This window comes from Pedobacter sp. GR22-6 (genome assembly GCF_037402555.1).
Lineage (GTDB): Bacteria > Bacteroidota > Bacteroidia > Sphingobacteriales > Sphingobacteriaceae > Pedobacter.
The window spans coordinates 176,669-195,991 of record NZ_JBBEUC010000004.1; the positions used below are offsets into that span (position 1 = coordinate 176,669).

The 19,323-nt window shown below is 46.5% G+C and carries 9 protein-coding genes; 1 reads left to right on the plus strand and 8 read right to left on the minus strand.

Annotation, left to right across the window (positions count from 1 at the left end):
* Positions 1–388 precede the first annotated feature (388 nt).
* From WAE59_RS18995 to WAE59_RS19005, 3 genes are read right to left on the minus strand one after another with little or no spacing between them, the layout of a single operon-like run.
* Positions 389–2,038: a 2,6-beta-D-fructofuranosidase gene (locus WAE59_RS18995; RefSeq protein ID WP_337857558.1), complete on the minus strand. Its 1,650-nt coding sequence runs from the start codon at positions 2,036–2,038 to the stop codon at positions 389–391.
* A 9-nt stretch (positions 2,039–2,047) separates the two neighbouring features.
* Positions 2,048–2,947, minus strand: coding sequence for a carbohydrate kinase family protein (locus WAE59_RS19000; protein WP_337857559.1), 900 nt, complete (start codon positions 2,945–2,947; stop codon positions 2,048–2,050).
* 9 nt (positions 2,948–2,956) lie between these two features.
* Entirely contained in the window at positions 2,957–4,288 is a 1,332-nt protein-coding gene (locus WAE59_RS19005; protein ID WP_337857560.1) for a sugar porter family MFS transporter, read from the minus strand.
* 270 nt (positions 4,289–4,558) lie between these two features.
* On the opposite strand from WAE59_RS19005, the gene WAE59_RS19010 reads away from it, so the two are divergent.
* Entirely contained in the window at positions 4,559–7,285 is a 2,727-nt protein-coding gene (locus tag WAE59_RS19010) for a hybrid sensor histidine kinase/response regulator transcription factor (protein WP_337857561.1), read from the plus strand.
* A gap of 4 nt (positions 7,286–7,289) precedes the next feature.
* Here WAE59_RS19010 and WAE59_RS19015 read toward each other — a convergent pair whose 3' ends face one another.
* The 5 genes from WAE59_RS19015 to WAE59_RS19035 are packed head-to-tail and all read right to left on the minus strand — an operon-like array spanning position 7,290 to position 19,017.
* Positions 7,290–9,560 (minus strand): TIM-barrel domain-containing protein, encoded by a 2,271-nt coding sequence (locus WAE59_RS19015; RefSeq protein ID WP_337857562.1) that lies wholly within the window; start codon positions 9,558–9,560, stop codon positions 7,290–7,292.
* A 35-nt stretch (positions 9,561–9,595) separates the two neighbouring features.
* Positions 9,596–11,350 (minus strand): RagB/SusD family nutrient uptake outer membrane protein, encoded by a 1,755-nt coding sequence (locus WAE59_RS19020; protein ID WP_337857563.1) that lies wholly within the window; start codon positions 11,348–11,350, stop codon positions 9,596–9,598.
* 11 nt (positions 11,351–11,361) lie between these two features.
* Positions 11,362–14,466, minus strand: coding sequence for a SusC/RagA family TonB-linked outer membrane protein (locus WAE59_RS19025; RefSeq protein ID WP_337857564.1), 3,105 nt, complete (start codon positions 14,464–14,466; stop codon positions 11,362–11,364).
* 10 nt (positions 14,467–14,476) lie between these two features.
* Positions 14,477–16,168: a RagB/SusD family nutrient uptake outer membrane protein gene (locus tag WAE59_RS19030; protein WP_337857565.1), complete on the minus strand. Its 1,692-nt coding sequence runs from the start codon at positions 16,166–16,168 to the stop codon at positions 14,477–14,479.
* 17 nt (positions 16,169–16,185) lie between these two features.
* A complete protein-coding gene (locus WAE59_RS19035) occupies positions 16,186–19,017 on the minus strand; it encodes a SusC/RagA family TonB-linked outer membrane protein (protein WP_337857566.1) in 2,832 nt (943 codons plus the stop codon).
* Positions 19,018–19,323 lie beyond the last annotated feature (306 nt).

Here is a 19,323-nt window from a genome sequence, read left to right on the forward strand (position 1 = left end):
TTTAAGTTAAAATAATTTTTAAAAAGGAAGTAAGTACCTCGTTTTATCAATGATTTAAAGCAAAAATAACATAAAATTGTTTTTGAGCTTTAACTTTAACTTCATATCTTTACAAATACCAACGTATTAGTAAGCGAGCCGTATTTATTCATCTGCCTAGGAAAAGAATATAGGGATTTTTAGATTTTAAATTACTAATTGTGGAGAATACAGAGAACAAATGGCTTAGGGAGGCCGCACCAATTATTAAATGTCCAAAATGCAATGCAGGTAATCTGGATACCAGAGTACCAAGGGGATTCATTGTAAAACATATACTCAGACTCAACGTGAAAAGGTTCAAATGTTTTTCATGCGGAGCCAAAGTATATGTGAAAGCTTAATTCATTTATTTCCAGATCGATTTTACCGTAAATACTTCCAGGTTTTTGATATCAATGTTATTGCCCCAGAAGTGAAACCCTTCTTTGTTATTACGATCAGGTTTACGCTCCATTGAATACGAATAGGCACCTCCATCGATAAAAACCTCTATTGAAGTCTTATCAATATAAATATCTGCACTGATTTCCATACTCGTCATGTCTTCCGGCGAATAAAACATACCATTCAGCATATTAAAGTTCATGTCGTAACCAACCATCCGCTGGGCAAAAAGATTGAAACCCGCTTCCGTAGCGTGTGACAACTTAAATGTTGTTTTGATCCTGAGGCGGTCTGCATCATAAAATGCCTTCAACTTTTCGTTGGCCTCACCAGATTTTAAGTTGCTCCATTGCTGAGTACGTTCGAAAAGCTGTGCTGTTTCCTTTACGGGCTCACTAAACAACCTGACACCATTCTTAGTACTCCGCAATATCAGTTCTGTCGGAAGCAGCATCATGTTATTGAAAGGCATACCAGGCTGGGCCACCCTGCCCCAGCCGATCTGGATCCTCCGTCCATCGTTCTCCGGAATATTGTTATAGGTCTGTGCCGCGTAGATCGTACCCGCAGAAAAGTAGTGTTTCCCACTTTCAGGCTTGAAAACTTTGCCATCAAATGAGCCGATCATATAGGTATTGGATGCACCGTACATCACCCATTTGGTTTTACCATTATCGCCATCTACCGGCAGTTCAAAAAGATCCGGACATTCCCAGAACCCTGCAGTATGACTTTCATATTTCCATTCCTTCAGGTCAGCCGAGGTATAAATAGAATGGCCGTCCCGCTCATTGAGCACCATTACCCAGTGCTTACCGGGCTTATACCAGAATACACGTGGATCGCGCGTATCTCTGCTGTTCCATTTCTCCTTTGAGTCAATCACCGGGTTTTTACTGTATTTTGTCCAGGTACGGCCTTTATCCAGACTATAAGCTATACATTGAATCTCCCTATCCGGATTATCTACAGTATAGGCTGCCACCATTGCTGGTTTTCCAGGCTTCCCAAAGCCGGAGGTATTGTCGTAATCAATTACCGCCGAACCTGAGAACATCGTTCCGAGTTTATCGGGACTTAAGGCGACAGGCAATTCATCCCAATGGACCAGGTCTTTACTCACCGCATGGCCCCATGACATATTTTCCCACTCCCGCTCGTAAGGGTTATGCTGGTAAAACAAGTGGTACTCTCCCTCGTAAAATACAAGTCCGTTAGGGTCATTGATCCAGCCACGGCGACTCGTAAAATGAAACTGGGGGCGATTGTATTCCTGATATAAGGAATCCTGCCCTGCAATCTTGTCATCCTGATAGATCTTGCTCAAACCGGCCACATCTCCGTCATAGCTGATCTTTATGGTTTTCCCCTTCAGGGCAGATACGTCACTAAATACCCAATACTGTGGTTGGTCCTTCGCTAGGCGGATTTTGAAATAGCGTTCCTGCTGCCCATTCACTGTAAACTGCATGTTGCCCCGGTTCTCCCGCTGCGAAATTGGAAAATTCAGGTATTTTTTGGTGATTTTAATGGAAAGCTCCTGTGCATAGAGCAGACTACAAAAGCAACAAAGGATGAATTGAATGGTGGTAATTTTTAAAATTGATTTCATGTTTCTTTATTATTTGCGTTTAAACTGATCATATTCTGCGATTTCGTAGTACGGACAACCGCCTTTTTTTGTAGCAATGAAAGCCCCCAGATCCATTGCATTGCTCAGCATTTCTTCCGGAGGCAGCCCCAAATGATGACCGGCAACAAAAGCTGCCAGAAAAGCATCACCACTACCGATGGTGTCTTCCACTTTCACCTCCTGACCATACCCTCGAAAAACCTGACTATTGTTATAATAGGATGCGCCTGACGCACCTTTTGTAATGATGACCTCGGCTATCTGAAACCGGTCCTGGATAAATTGAACCTGAGCTTCCTCACCAGTCGACACCCCCTGGAACAGCACCTGCATTTGTGCCAGCTCTGCTTCATTTAGTTTAACGATATCTGCTTTCAACAGCAAGGGCTCCAATGCCTCGGCATTCACAAATGGTGGTCTGAAATTTACATCCAATACTTTAATTGCCTCAGTATGTTCAAGCAGGTCAAGCAAAGTGCCGCATGATTTCTGATACCTTGAGGCCAGACTGCCGTAAATGAAGTATTTTGCAGCAGCTACAGCCGACTGTGGCTCCGTTCCCGATTGAATGAAATCCCAGGCTACCGGAAAAAGGATTTCATATTTGACCTCATTTGCATCGGTTAAACTGGCAATGACTTCGCTCGTCGCATGCTGGGGATCTATCTGGAGCAATTGGGTGCCAATAGCCCATTTTTCCAGGAGGCTTTTGAGTGCCATTCCTTTTTCGTCGGCGCCAATGCGACTGATCATCTGTGTTTTCAATCCGAGTTTGTTAAGCTGGTAAGCCACATTTAAAGGTGCACCTCCGGGTTGTGGTCCATCAGGCAACATGTCCCATAAAACCTCACCAAAGCAAATTGCCTGTGTTATACTTTCTGTACTCATATCTTAAAATTAATGAAGGACGATATTCGTCCCGATTTGTTCAAGTGATTTACCCTTAGTTTCCGGCATCCACCGCCAAACAAACAGTAGCTGCAGTACCATCATCACACCGAAGAATGTAAAGGTCACAGCACCTCCAAACGTTTCTGCAAGATAGGGAAAACAGAAGGCAATGATGGCTGCCATCACCCAATGTGTAGAGCTACCCAGAGTCTGCCCTTTTGCACGAACAGCATTGGGAAAGATTTCGGCGATAAACACCCAGATTACCGCTCCCTGAGAAAAAGCAAAGAAGGCGATAAACAGCATCACATAGGCCGGAATGGCAAATCCACCATAAGCTTGCTGATGAAAAGTCCAGGCAACCAGAAATAAGGAGGCGATAAGGCCAAATGAGCCGACCACCATCAGCAGTCTCCGTCCTACCTTATCGATGCAATTGATTGCTATTAATGTAAAAATGAAATTGACTGCACCGATTCCTACCGTAGATAACAGTGAGGAATGCGCTCCCAAACCCGCCATCTCAAAAATCCGCGGTGCATAGTATATAATGGCATTGATGCCGGAAACCTGATTAAAGAATGCAAAGAGCATGGCCAGCATCACCGGCTTTTTGTATTTCGCTGAAAACAAACGTTCATTACCGGAAGCACCAGCAGCCACTGATCCGGAGCTTTTGATCGCTGCCAGTTCCTGTTCACAATTGCTGGGGTCAATGATCCGCAAAATACGCAAAGCTGCATCCATTGCTCCTTTTTTAAGGATCAGCCAGCGCGGACTCTCCGGAACGAATTTAATCAGAACCAGGAACAACAATGAAGGAAATGCTTGAACGCCCAACATCCAGCGCCATGAAGATGCTCCACCCTGACTGATCAGGTAATTGGAAAGGTAAGAAACCAGGATTCCCAAAACGACATTGAACTGGAATAACCCCACCAACCGGCCGCGCTGAGCAGCGGGGCTCACTTCGGAGATATAAATTGGAGCAACCACTGAGGAAACGCCTACACCAAGCCCGCCCAAAAACCTGAACACCAGGAAAACAGACCAATCTTCCGCAAGGGCAGTACCCACTGAAGAAAACAGATAAGCCAATGCCACAAAGTACAAGGTATTTTTCCGGCCAAAACGGTCCGAGGGTAGTGAACCGATCAAAGAGCCAATCACTGTGCCGATCAGGGCTATGGAAATAGTCAGCCCATGTTCAAAGACAGTAAGCTGCCAATAATGTTGAATGGATTTCTCCGCGCCGGAAATGACCGCGGTATCAAACCCAAATAAAAAGCCGCCGAGGGCTACGACCACAGACCAGGCCAGTACGGAATGTTTGCTCATATTGGTTATACTATAAATGGTTAATGAAAATGCAAAGTACCACAATAGGGAGAATGGCAACCTCAATATCATTTCAAATACTTACAAAATGGAAACAATCCATCAAAAACATAATAATCAACAACTTAACAAAACAAGAACATACCCAAAGCCGATAAATCTGTTGTTTTAATACATAAACTTACATTTTTGATACCTAAGTTTCAGCTCTGCGCTGTGAGGCTTCGGGACAGCATTTGGACGCACTCTACATTTTTTCTACATTTAACCGTGCACAAGCTCTACCAAATCATTTTTAAACTTGTACTGCTATGGCTCTTACCGGTCACAGGCCTGCTCAGTTGTAAACCCGAAAAACCACAACAGAAAAATTATACCATTGGCTTCTCCCAATGCACAGGTTCCGACCTCTGGCGGAAGACCATGCTCGAAGAAATGAAAATGGAGCTTTCTCTTCATCCCGGCACCTCATTTCAATACACCGATGCTGAAGGCAGCAGCGCCAGGCAGATCGAACAGGTACAGGATATGCTGACCAAACCTATTGATCTGCTTATCATCTCTCCTAATGAAGCTCAACCGCTTACCCCTGTAGTGGAGCAAGCCTATCAGCGGGGAATCCCCGTAATCATCATCGACCGGAAAATTGCTTCCAGTCAGTATACCGCCTATGTAGGAGCTGATAATTTCCAGGTCGGGCAACTTGCCGCAGAATACATTGGAAATATATGGAAAGCTAAAGGGGCTGTACTGGAGATCATGGGACTGCCCGGGTCTTCCCCCACCATTGAGCGGCAACGCGGATTTGCAGATGGCATTTCCCGCTTTCCCAGACTACAGATCAGTCAGCAGGTTTATGGCGACTGGCTGGCCAGGGATGCTGAAGCTGCGCTGCTGAAAGCACCAGAAGAACTGAAAAAGGCAGCCATTGTTTTTGCACACAATGATGTCATGGCAGCAGCCGCCACCAAGGTCATCACTCAGTTGAAGATCAATACCGGTATTAAAGTAGTCGGCGTAGATGCCCTGCCCGGTAGTGGCGCAGGATTGGAAATGGTCAGCAAGGGTCGCATAGATGCAAGCATTCTATACCCCACGGGAGGTAAAGAGGCCATCAGCACGGCCTTTAAAATCCTAAACAAGGTTCCATTCTCCAAAGAAAATATCCTGCCATCCCTGGTGATTGATTCCAGCAATGTAGCACTCATGAAACTGCAATGGGACAAAATCCGCAACCAGCAGAAGGACATCGAACGTCAACAGGCCTTATTACGGGAACAACAGGTGCTTTTCAAGGATCAACAACTGATCCTCAATGTGACTACCATCAGCCTTGTACTGGCTGTGATCCTTGGTGGACTGGCTTTCTACGCCTTGCTGGAAAACCGCAAGGTCAACAAAAAACTAATGGAGATGTCGGCGACGGCGAAACTGGCTAATGAAGCGAAACTGAACTTCTTTACCAACATGTCCCATGAATTCAGAACGCCACTCACGCTTATCCTTTCCCCTTTGGAAGACTTGATGCTTGATCAGACAATCAAAGGTACCGCAGCCAGCAACCTCAAACTCATCCATAAGAATGCCTTTAGGTTACTGAAACTGATCAATCAGCTGATCAGCTATCGGAAACTGGAGCACAAGAGCATGAAAATCAGGGTCTCTGAAAACAACTTGTCTGAATTCACCAAAGAAATTGTCGGGAGCTTCCGGCACAATGCAGAAAAACAACACATCGAGCTCAGGTTCAGCCCGGCATCAGGGAAAATCATGGCCTGGTTTGATGCCAATATGCTCGACAAAGTCATATTCAATTTGTTATCGAACGCCTTGAAATTCACACCCTCCGGAGGACGGATCCTGGTCACGATCGCCGAGGATGATAGCCATATCCGCATTGCGGTAAGCGACAATGGCCAGGGCCTCAGTGAAGAAGAGGCAAAACGCGTATTTGAGCATTTCTATCAGGGCGACCCGGCCTCGAGCAAAGGCTTTGGACTGGGCTTATCGCTTTCCAAAGAACTGATGCTGCTTCATCATGGCGATATTAGTCTTCATAGCAGAAAAGAGGAAGGAAGTACTTTTACCATCCATTTACCGAAAGGCAATCTTCACTTTAGCCCCACTGAAATTGCTCAGGAAACAATTGATCAATCTGAGTTGTATGAAAATGCGAGAATTTATACTACCAGCCTGGATGAACTTCCTAAAGCACAAATACCGGAAACGGGACATCAACTGAAGGCCCAGTCAATTTTGATCATCGAGGACAATCCGGATCTACTCAACTATCTCCTGCAAAAATTAAGTGAGGAATATGAAATCTTCATTGCCGGCACTGCCGAACAGGGCATGCAGCTGGCTTTTGAACAGGTGCCCGACCTTATTTTATCGGATGTAGTGCTGCCGGGAAGTTCAGGGACCGTGCTTGTCAAAAACTTGAAATCTGATTTCCGCACCTCGCATATCCCGGCTATCCTCTTAACCGCACAGGATAGCGTAGAGCAACAGATCCTCGGCATGGAGCATCAGGCAGATGCCTACATGATCAAACCATTCAATTACAGCTACCTGCTCGCGACCATCCGTAACTTACTCAAAACACGGGAATTGCTAAAAATCCACTACAGTTCGGATATCAGCAGCTCCGGAAAACCACAGATGGCAAGGAATCTCGACAAAAAATTCCTCAATGATTTTGCGGCTATCGTAGAAGCCAACCTCGACAATGAACGCTTCAGCGTAGAAGACATCAGCAGGTCCATCGGCATTTCCAGGGTACAGCTATACCGTAAAGTAAAGGCCATGCTGGACTGCAGCATTACCGATTACATCCTGAACCGCCGTCTTAAGAAAGCGAGTTACCTTTTACTCCATGAGCAGCATTCCATTGCAGAGATTACTTACATGGTAGGGTTCTCCACGCCAAATTATTTCGCCACAGTCTTCAAGACCCGCTATGGTTGCACGCCAAGCGAATTCCGCAAAAATCAATAGTCTTCTATTTGTTGCGCAGTACATAGTCATGGCCAGGTACAATAGGGAAAGTGTAGGATTTGAATTTTTTTGTATAAACCGCTTTAATGACTTTCCTGCTTTTGGCATCCCTGACCACCAGTCCAGGTTTGTCCCAGTTCAGATTCGCATTCCTGATCTCAGAACTGGAAATACCGTCCGGATAATGGAAAGTATAACTGGAGTTACTGCTGCTTAAAGGATATACTGTGGCTTCAAATGTCTTACCGGATGCTTTTACCAATACAGCCTTGCCCCCAATGAAGACCGGAATTTTTGAATCGGGGAAAGCATAGTTTTTCAATGTCCTCGATCCGCTGAAAACCTCAGCACTTTCATAGTCCATCCATTTTCCTGCCGGTAGATACACATCCCTGGAAAGGGCGGTAGCATAATCTTCTCCATAGGCCGGACAAGCGAGTAAAGATGGCCCAAGCATCCAGGAATATTGCCTTCTGGTCTTATTGGCCAGTTCATATGTAGCAGAATCTGCCGGATACGCGATTGGCAAAGGTGTCATCGTCACCGGATAGCCACTATAATAACTCTCCAATGCTGCACTATAGATATAAGGGGCAAACTCATGGTGCCAATCGGCAGCCCGCTTCACCGCCTGTTCATAGCCTGGATTTTCCAGATGCCAGGGTCCAAGGCCCAACGACATCGCAGGACATACTGCGGCAAATAGTGCATTTCTCACAAAATACCGCTTCACGTCTTCCTTAAGTGGAAGTACATGGTATTTACCCCCCACAATATCGGGATAAGTATTCGGTGCCGCACTGGCAGCAAAGTTCAATACATTGATCAGCGGACGGTCCTGCCCATGTCCATATTGAGTGTCTTCTATCCTCAGGATTTCTCCCGGAACTGAGTAGGCAGAATTACGGACCATGACATAATAGCCATTATTCATCAGGATCTCATTCGCCTTATTGGCTTTGGCATCATCCATTACCAACCTCCCATCCTTCATCATTGTGTCTTCTTTCCAACCCATAGCTTCCCATTTCTTAGCCCCTTCATAAAACCATTGTGCCGCGGCGGGGTTGTAGCCATCAAGTATATATACATTCCCCTTGGGAAAAACGGCCGAAAATAATTTGGGTTGTTGCTGCTGATCCTTTACAAAATAAGCTTTCCGGGTGCCTTCTTCTGTATACACACCATCATTCAGCGGTTCATTGAATCCCCCCCTTGCTGTACTGGCTTTAAAATTAACGCGAATTCCAAGGATCAGGTTGATACCTTGGTCACGGAAGAATTTTTTAAAAGCCGGTACATCAGGATATCTTGGATTGGCCAGGTCATCTTTCCTGCCTTCCTGGTAGGTATCATCCCAAATGCCAAAGCTATTGGTTGAGCCCTCTGTCGGTGATTTACGGTCACCTTTCCAGAATCCGGAACCAACCACCGCCCATTTCAGGGGGTAGCCTCTTTGCAGGTATGCCCGCAGGTCTTTCTCTACCGTAACCTGAGCGGTATTCCAGCCCAGGGAACCAAAGGCTTCATAGCCTACATCAAAGAAATCATATTTAGGTTTGAATTCCGGGTAACCTTCCCGAGTCCTTACTTTAGCATAGCTTGCGTAGATGTGCTGTGGCATGCCAAAAAAATAGTAGATATTGATGTCCTGCACTTTATTTGCGCCCAACTTGTTCTCTTTGGAATTAATACCTACCCGCTTGCTTGCTTTTTCAAAGACCACTTGTGCAAAACCTTGCCTGGGAAAGATCGCAAAACTGGATATGAAGCGCGAACCATCCGTCGTATTCATGAAATTATCGTTGCTATAGCCAAAGACATTAGTACTTTGGCCATAGCCACCATGGTCACCCAGGCCATAGGCCGGACCAAATCCCGCTGTCCTTGCCTCTATGCTATAACCTGCATCTGTTTTTTGCGGGGCCTGTACTTTTAGGTTCAGCAGATCAGGACCGAGCTTAAAATCAACCTTCAACTTCAGGTCTTCATCGGTGCTTAGCCAGGCTGAAAACAGCGTATCATTGTGCGTAATGATCTGGATCAGGCGTGTAGCCGGCCTCAGTTCTTTCCCACTCCACCCTGCATTCAATCCCGATATCTCATGAAAATCCGCAATCTGCTTACCTTGCACATCCTGGAAAGCAAAGGCAAAGGGCTGCTTACGGATCAGCAACCTGTAATTTTTCTTTTGAATCCGGATCATGGCTTCCCCTTCCTGCCCGAAAGTAAGCGGACATAGTCCCAGGACCAGCCATAGAACCAGTACAATCATTTGACCTATTTTTATAATACGCATTGTGTTGTTCATCAGTAACCTGGGTTTTGTCTCATCTTTGGCATCTTTTGGATTTCCGAAAGCGGAAGGGGCAGAAGATACATCGCATCTCTAAAGTTAAGCGGCCTTACCGCATTCGCCACAGCATAGTTATAAGTACTTGTACCTGTCCTCGTCACCAACTGCACGGTATTGAATCCTTTGAGCACTGTAGCGGCAATCTTCCACCTCCTGATGTCATTCCATCGCTGATCTTCAAAAGCCATTTCAATCCTTCGTTCATTACGGATCACTTCCCGCATCTCGTCTGCATTCATATTAGCTTTCAACCCGTATAGGTTATCGGTTCCAGGAAGGATGCCTGCCCTGCTCCTCAGTTCAACCAGTTTAGGATAGGCTTTTGCAGGTTCACCGGCTTCGTTAATGGCTTCCGCATAATTTAGCAGAATTTCAGCATAACGGATCAACGGCCAGGCCCTTTCGGTATTTCCGGAAGTCGCATTGGTCAGATTTTCATCCAGCATCTTTCTGGAATAATAACCTGTCGATTTATTGGTCCCGGTATACACATCGGCAGTAGTATTGGCAATGCTAGAGCCTACTGAACTATAGGTCAGGACCTGCGTCTTCGTACCGTTATTGCTCATGTAGCTCAGCCCATTGTAAATAAAGGAATTGTCGAAGCGCGGATCACGGTTGAGGTAAGGATTAGCCGCACTGTACAACGGACTTTCCGTGCTGGGCTTTCCGTCTTTCATTGGAAATGCCGCAGCCAGGCTTTGGGTAGGTTTCATTGTCGCAGCCCCCGATCGGCTTGGTGGCAGGAAATAAGCCTCAAATTCTTTTTGTGCCGCACGGTTATAGGCAAAGATGTATTCCGAATTCACGCGTTTCAAGAAAACCGCATAAAATCCGTAACCTGCCCGCGTGGCATTGTCTACATTCAGGGAATAGCGATTCAAATTGATGACCGCCTCCGCAGCATCTGCCGCCAATTGCCAGCGGTTCTTATCGGCAGTAGGATAACTTACCAGGCTGGCCAATCCAGGATCACTGGTTAAAGCACCACCATTGAATAGCGGACTGGCGGCATATAGCAGTATCCTGGACTTCAGCGCCAAACAGGCACCATGTGTCACTCTTCCATAATCAGCGTCTTTATAAATCACCCCATTGAGCTCAGCCGCAGCGCCATTCAGCTCCCCTACAAGATAGGTTACACAGTCAGCATAGCTACTCCTGGGCAGGTCAATGATGTCATTGATTCCATATACTTTGTCTTCTATGAGCGGAACTCCACCAAAGGCCACCAGCATATAATGGTAGTACCAAACCCGCAGGAAGTGGAGTTCTCCCCTGATCCGCTTTTTTGTTTCTTCTGCAAACGGGATTTGCGGTAGCTTCGACAACATCAGGTTCACACGCCTGATGTTCTTATAAGGTCCATTCCAGAAATCTTTGTCGGCACCAAATCCAGTGGTTACATTACTCGGACTTATGATCCCCTGCACATAGGCATCACTAAACACAGAAAGATTGTTGATGCCCTCCGCATTGTCGGTGGCTGCTTCTGTATTTCCCGTACCTCCCGCAGCGGAGAAACGTGATGGTCCGAAACTGAAACCTGCATCTACATAGATCCTGTTCAGGAAATTGATGCTTTGGATGCTGTCTGTAAAGACAGCTTCTTCGGTCAGCGCGTTGGTCTTATCTTCCAGGAAGTCGGATTTTTTACAGGCTACAACAATCAGGGAAAGCAGGAGTAAGATAATGATATTTCTTTTCATGTCTCTAAGTATTAAAAGGTAACATTCATCCCAAAATTGATAATACGGGTCGGCGGATAAGGCAAGGTACCGGCCGACTCCACGATTTCGGGATCCAGGTCATAAAGCCTGTCCATTTTGGTCCAGGTCAGGAGGTTATAGCCGTTGGTATACAACCTCAATCCCTTCAGGTGTATTTTATTCAGCAGTTTCGGACCAGCGGTATAGCTCAGTTCTGCGGTCTTCAGACGGAGATAATCAGCCGGAATGGCCCAGAAATCGGAATAAAAATCCCGCGGACTCTGGCTCAGGGCCGAAGTGTACAGCTGTGGATATTTGGCATTGTTGCCGAGTTCAGGTGTCCAGTGCTGCTGATGGATCTTCAGGGGATTACTTGCGTTGTGGTGGATTACCGCACCCTGTGCGCTGGCTACTACATTGGTCACACCCTGGAACAGGAGTGTGATTGCAAAGTTTTTATACCCGGCGCCAAGCGTGAGTCCGTAAATGGTATTTGGCAGGTTGGTATAGCCGTAATAAGACCTGTCCCCGGCATCGATCAGCCCATCTCCATTTAGGTCAAGATATTTCGGATCACCCGGCCTGCCCCCAATTGTCGGCTTAGGTATCGTAGGATCTGCAATCTCTTCGGCAGTATAAAATTCCTTGGTCCAGGTATATTTGAGTACCGATCCTATCGGTTGCCCCGTAGCCGCCTGGTAAGGAAAATCTGTCTGTGCTTCATCGCGGAATATGATCTTGTTTTTCGCTACAGAATAGGTTCCTTTAAAGCTATAACTCCAGTCTTTACCAATCTGGTCATTGAACCCTAGCTCAAGTTCAAAGCCCTTATTTTGCGTCTTCCCAAGGTTTACCAGGGGGAGTGTTTGGCCAAATACGGCCGAGACGGTTCCACGGCTGGTAGAAATGTCATATCTGTGGTTATTGAAATAGCCCAAAGTCGCAGTGATTTTATTACCAAATGCTGCCAGATCAAGTCCGACGTCCAGTTTCTTTTCTTTTTCCCAGGTCACCTCGTCATTCCCCAACCCACCTTCTGTAGCTGTCCCGTAGCCATTATTCGTAGCCAGGCCAAAGAGACCAGTTCCGGAACCAGCGGTATAGACTTGCTTATAGGCATAAACACCATTCGTGTTGTCTACGCCAACCAGACCATAGGAACCCCTGACTTTCAGCAGGTCTATAAATTTGATTCTATCTTTGAAAAAGGCCTCATTAGAGATGTTCCAGCCTGCTGATGCCGAAGGGAAAAATCCCATACGCTTTTTCTCAGAGAAACGGTCAATTCCGTTATAGGCACCTCCTACCTCCAGTAGATACCGCTGCGCATAGTCATAAGAAAAACGGCCGGTATAACCCCGGAAATTTTCGGGAATAAAATTATAATCGGTATTTGTCGTATTCGGACCCGTTTTACTGCTCTGGTTATACAAGGCCAGACCAGTGATGCGATGCTGTCCAAAGCTGCGGTTATAGTTCAATATGGCTTGTATGGTAACCGCCCGGTTTGTGCTTCCCGGACTATAAGTTAACGTTGGGGTACTGATCCGGTAGATGTTGTCGCGCTGTCCAAATGAATAGGTATCGGTCTTAGGATCGTAAATGTAAGATACGAAGCCATTTCCATTTGTTGGCCGTTGCAAATTCCTGTTGTAGCTGTAAAGGTTTCTGTAGGCTACCGTTCCTTTGATTGAAAGGCCTTTAGTCAGGAAATCCAGCTTCTGCGTAGCCGAGGTCGACAGGTTTAGGTTGTTTCCAAAGTTCCGGGTATATCCATTGTACATCAAACGCCCGATCATATTGTTGTTATTGCGGTCTGTTCCACGCTGCACCATGCTGTAGCCAAGGCTCCCATCCGGATTGTAAATGGGATAATTGTAAGGCGAAGTTTCATTTGCCCTGCCCAAATCTGCGAACAGTACACCACTATTATCGCCACTGGCATTGTTCTGATTGGTTTCGTCCAGGTTCCCAAACAGGTCAAAGCGCAGGTCCAGATTGTCATTTACTTTTACATCTACATTTGAACGGTAGTTGTAGCGCTTGTAATAGTATTTACTGTTCAGGTCTACGCTATAGTCCTTCAACTGGCCACCCTGGTTCAGGTAACCTACCGACACAAAATATTTTGCCTTTTCGGTTCCTCCGTTAATGTCGAAATTGCTGCGCAGTTGACCGGCAAATTTCTTAAAGAGGAGGTCGGTCCAGTTGTTATTCGGATGACCATAGGGATCGCTTCCGTTTCTGAACAGCTCCAGGTCTTCATCAGAAAAAGTACGGGTAAAATTCGGATTGGGATTCAATGCATTGGTATTGATCTGGGATTCGGTAAGCACCGTGGCAGCCCCAAAAGCATCCAGGTATTGAGGGATCCGTGTCAATTGGTTCAGTCCATATTCTGTCAGGAAGGAAATCTTTGGCTTGCCTACTTTACCCCTGATGGTGGTCACCAGCACCACACCATTCGCTCCTTTAACCCCATAGATGGAAGTCGTAGAAGCATCTTTCAGGATACTTACACTTTCTACTTCATTGGCATTGAGGGCTGCAAACTCTGCATAGGTAAACTCTATGTCGTCTACAATGATCAGGGGGTTATTACTCCCTGAATAAGTACTTACCCCACGGATGTTGAAACTGGCCCCATCTTTTCCGGGCTGACCGCCACGCTGTTGACTGGTGAAACCTGTCAACCTTCCGGCAAGGGTGTTTTGCAAACTCGGTGAAGGGCTCTGGCGGATTTCCTTGCCGCTCACCGAACTTACCGCACCGGTAAGCGTCACTTTCTTGGTCGTACCAAAACCCACAACGACCACCTCATTCAGGCCTTCTTCTGATTCTTTCATCAGCACGTTGATTGTGGTTCCGGTAACGGTCAGCTCCTGCTGCACATAACCAACAGATCTGAATACAAGTACGTTGTCACTAATGGTTAAACTAAACTTCCCTTCACTATCGGTACTGGTTACATGACCAGGTTTTCCTTTTTCGGTTACCGCTACTCCTGGAAGCGGCCCATTATTGTCCCTTACTGTACCTCTTACCACTTTGCTTTGCGCCATGGCTCCCACACTGTACAGCAGAAAAACGATGAATATATAGATATATCTTTTCATGAGTATTCTTTTAATAATAGCCTTCATTTTGTACCAGCTTCCTGTTCTTGATGATCTCCGCATATGGGATAGGCAGGTGGTAGTATTTCTCCCTGAAAGTCAGCGTTGCCACATCCTGACTCACAAAACCGATCGTCGAACCATTCAGGTTAAGCTGCAGACCGCTCAGGTTACCAGACAAAAAGGTGTTGCCCAGTTTCCACCTCCTCAGGTCCCAGAACCGGTGTTCTTCAAAAGAAAGCTCTATCCTCCGCTCATTGCGGATCAGCGTTTGGAGTTCAGTTTGAGTGATACCTGCTCTGATGCCATAACGGGAATTGCTGCCGGCAGTAATGCCTGCCCGGGCACGGATGGGAATGATTTGCTTTACCGCATCTTCCATGCGTCCACGTTCATTCAGTGCCTCCGCATAGTTTAGCAGCACTTCCGCATAACGGAAGTAAGGGAAATTGTGGCTCTGGTTGGAATACGAGGTGGAGGTAGAGAAGTCGGCCATGAACTTACGCAGGTAATACGAAGTCCTGGTCTGAACCCTCAGCGAAAGGTTGGGTTTATCCAGTCCGCCTTCATAGGTCTGTATAGGTCTGTTCAGCCAAAGTACGCCATTGTAAAAGATCGTTGCCCGAAGACGGGGATCGCGGTTATCGTATTGTGCCGGATTTGTCGAACTTCCGGCATAGGCCGTACCATCGAGATTAGGGAAGGCATTCAGGAAATTCTGGGTCGGACTGGTCCTTCCATTACTGGCAGCAGGGGCCACATAGCCCACAGGGGCATTCGTAGTCTCTATACTGGTAGAATTTCCAGACTGCCTGGAAAGAATGATATCGGTATTGATCTTCGTGGTAAACACCGCAGCGTAGGCAGCACTTCCCGTACCTGCAGGCAGCTTATAATAGCCTACCGCAATCAGTGCTTCCGCCGCCGCAATCGCTTTGTCCCAGCGAGCCGGATCTGCATTGGTATAACCGGTCAGTACCTTGAGTTCCGGATTGCTTTCGAAACCTTCTCCATTGAACAATGGACTCGCAGCATAAACAAACAGCCGGCATTTTAATGCCATTGCGGCCTCAGCAGGAACGCGGCCAAATTCTCCCGCGGCAATCGTTGATCCTTTCGGCAGATCCGCACTGGCCAGATCACATTGGGCTGCAATATAGTCGACACATTCCGCATAGGTATTACGGGGCAGATCCAAATTATCTTCCAGACCAAAGACCTGCTCTCCGATCAAAGGGATACCTCCATATCTTTTCAAGAGTTCGAAATACGCAAAAGCGCGCAGAAATCTGGCTTCCGCCACCTGGCGCTTCATCATCTCGGGTACCAGCGGTACTACACCGATGTTCTGCAGGAACACATTACATTTGCGAATGATGGTATAACTTGTGGCCCAGTTATTTTCCGGCGAATTTTGCGAAGTAAGCTGCCCATTATTGAACAGCGTAATGCCAGAACCATAAAAGGACGATACGGCGTCGTCAGTCGCCGCATCCAGAAAATCACCGTCTACACGGTTGAATCCTGATGGCAATAAGGAATAGATAGCCATTAAATAGGCGGTAGACTGTACACCGTTGACATCTTTCGGATCGAACACCTCCGATTCAAAAATGCGCTCTTCTGGGTACTGCTCAAATTTTTTGCAGGATGATGTGCCAATCACCATGACGCTGAGTAAAATATAAATTGCTCTTTTCATATTGTTCATGATCAAGACTACAGTTGAATGTTTAAACCAAGGGTGTAGACCTTCTGTATGGGGTAACTCCCCCCATAGTTTTCCGGGTCTGCACCATCAAATGTTTTGGAGGCCACCGTAAACAGGTTGTGCCCGTTCAGGTAGAGGCGCAACGAGTGCATCCCCACCCTGGATGTCAGGGCTTTCGGCAGGGTATAACCGAGTTCTATAGTCCGCAACCTCATAAAATCTCCCTTGCGAAGCCAATAAGAAGAACTCAACCAGTTGTTCACTGAGCCGTCTCTCGGCCCCATACCCGTACTCAGCCGGGGATAGCTTGCAGTTTCAGCAGTGGCCGGCGTCCACCTGTCCAGGTGGTGCTCCAGGGCCTGTCCTCTTCCATTGTTCTGAAATTCCCAAAAACTTGTACCGGACAAATAGACCTCCCGGTTGGCCCTTCCCTGCAGCAGCGCAGAAAAATCAAGGCCTCTCAAATTGAAGCCCAGCAGTAGGCCAAACAGAATGTTAGGCTTTTTCGAACCGATCATGGTCTGGTCATATTGATTGATCAGCCCATCAGCATTCAGATCCTTGTACTTGATGTCTCCCGGCTGCGGCTGATAACCCTCTATCGTCGCATGACCCTGAATTTCTTGCTGATTCCTGAACAGACCTTCAGCCACATAGCCAAACTGTTTGCCCAGGGGATTTCCTGTCCTTTGCATCCAGATGTAGCGCTGGTTCGCCTCTGCCGAATACAGCAGTTCAGATTGCTGGACACTGGCATTCAAACCCAGCCTAAATCCAAAATTCTTCTTTTGTTCTGCCCAGTTCAGTTCTCCCTCCCATCCTTTATAACGTTCCCTTCCTATATTTTCACTAGGATAGGCAATGCCAAGCAGACCGCTATTGGTACCGCGTACGATACTCAGGTCGGTAAAAAGGTTGTTGTAGTATTCAATCGAAGCCGACAATTTGTTTTGCCATATTGCAGCAGCAATACCTACATTTAGTTTCTCTGCCTTCTCCCAGGTTACATTCGGATTAGCCAGCGAAGCTTCGCCCAAACCGGTCACCCCCGCTGCACTGGAACCAAAAATAGCACTGGCTGAGGAACTATAGACCTGCTGATAAGTATAATAAGCACCATTGTCCTGTCCTGTTTTTCCATAGGAGCCGTACAGTTTCAACTGATTCAGCCAGCTTGCCGATTTCAAAAAGCTTTCCTCATTGATGTTCCAGCCCAGACCTACAGCCGGGAAAAAGCCGTATTTAAAACCGCCATTATCCGGATAGCGGTTGGCTCCGCTATAGGCAAAAGAAATTTCAGCCAGGTATTTTTGCTGGTAAGCATAAGACGCGTGTCCAGATATGCCCTGGATGGTATAGGCCAAATTGGATCCGTTGATCAAATTGTCCCTGTTGGCGAGCAGCCTCACATCCAGGTCATGCACAGCATCGAAGATCCTGGAGTAGCCCAGCGAAAATTCCTGAAAATCTGAGCGGTTCTGAAAATCAATGCCATTAGCATTCGCCTGGGTACCGTTTGTTCCATACTGCCGGTATTGGGCCTGACCACCGCTGGAAGTTCCGACCTGTTCAAACACGGCAAAAGATTTATTCCGGGTGATGCTCTCACTCAGGTTGCTAAAAAAAGACACCCTTGCCTTCATCCACAATCCATCTAATATTTCATTAAAAGTTCTTTTGAGGTAAAAATCAGATAAGATCGTCCTGGTATTGTTCAGGGAATAACCGGAACCTATATTCTGCGCGACAATGTTGTTCTGAAATTGAGAGGTTCCTCCATAGCTTCCATCTTCATTGTATACAGGGTAAGCTGCACTGGGTGTGCTCAATAAGGAACCAAAAAGACTGGCGGTCCCATTGTTCCCGGGACTGTTGGTATTGATCAGTCTGCCCTGGATATAGATTCCAGCACTCAGCTCCTCGGTCAGGTTCAGATCGATATTTGAACGCACAAAATAGGCCTTCAAACCGGAATTGGTATCGTATTTATTGAGATCACTGGTCTTCAGCATACCGTCCTGACTCATATGCTCTACATTAACAAAGTACCGTACATACTGGTTTCCGCCCCTTGTATTCAGGTTATAACGGGCAAAGCCTGCCCTGTTCTTCAGCACCTGATCATTCCAGTTCACATCCGGATAACGGAGTGGATCTGTTCCATTCTGATAGGCAAGCAAGGCCGCATCGGGATAACCGCTGGCCGCTACTGGCAAACCGTCATTGCTCAGGGCTTCATTGTAGAGTAAGGCATAGCGATAGGCATCAAGTGGACGCGAAATCAGGTTATCCGTAGGCTTTTGAAAGCCGGTCTGCAGACTGAAATTGATCTGTTGTTTACCCGAGATCCCCTTTTTCGTGACTACCGAAATGGCACCTCCAGAACCCCGGATACCAAGCATGGCAGTAGCTACTGCATCTTTCAAAACAGTGATGGATTCAATTTCCTCCATACTGATCTGGGTCACAGAACGGGGAATCCCGTCTATAAAAATGAGGGGCGACTGGTTTCTCAGGCTAATCCCGAATCCCTCATTGAGCGGTTCACCCCCGGATTGAGTAATGTTTAGCCCAGCAAAACGCCCGGCCAGTGCCATTGGATAAGATACTACTGGTGTATGGGAAAATTCCGTTCCCTGCACCATTGCAGAAGAGCTCGTGCTCGTTTTTGCGGCCCTGTCAAAATAAATAAGCTGTTTCAGTTTCCTGAGCGAATCTGTTTTTAAGGCATGCTGCTTCAGTTCCTTTTTCAGGTCAACTGTATCCTGTGCCCGGGTCACATGGGCAGACAGCGCCATAAAGCAAATCACAGCCAATATCGGTTTGGTATAAATGGTCATTGATGCGAATTTAATGTGATGGATTGGTAAAGAATCTCGGAATGTTAATTATTGGTCATCATCAGGCTGCGGTTACCTTGGTTGCGAATCTCCTTAAAACGATAGCAGGGCATCGCTTGAAAACTTAATTTTCTCATTTCAATTTGGTTTATTGGTTATCTGGTTAGATTTTCTGAATTGAAGATATTCAGCTTTTAAAGAAATACGCAGATAAATTGGGACTAATTTCTTTGAGAACGTTCCCATTTTTTGGGAACGTTCTCAAAAAACAGGCCTTTTATGCTACCATTAAGGATATGTGGAAGG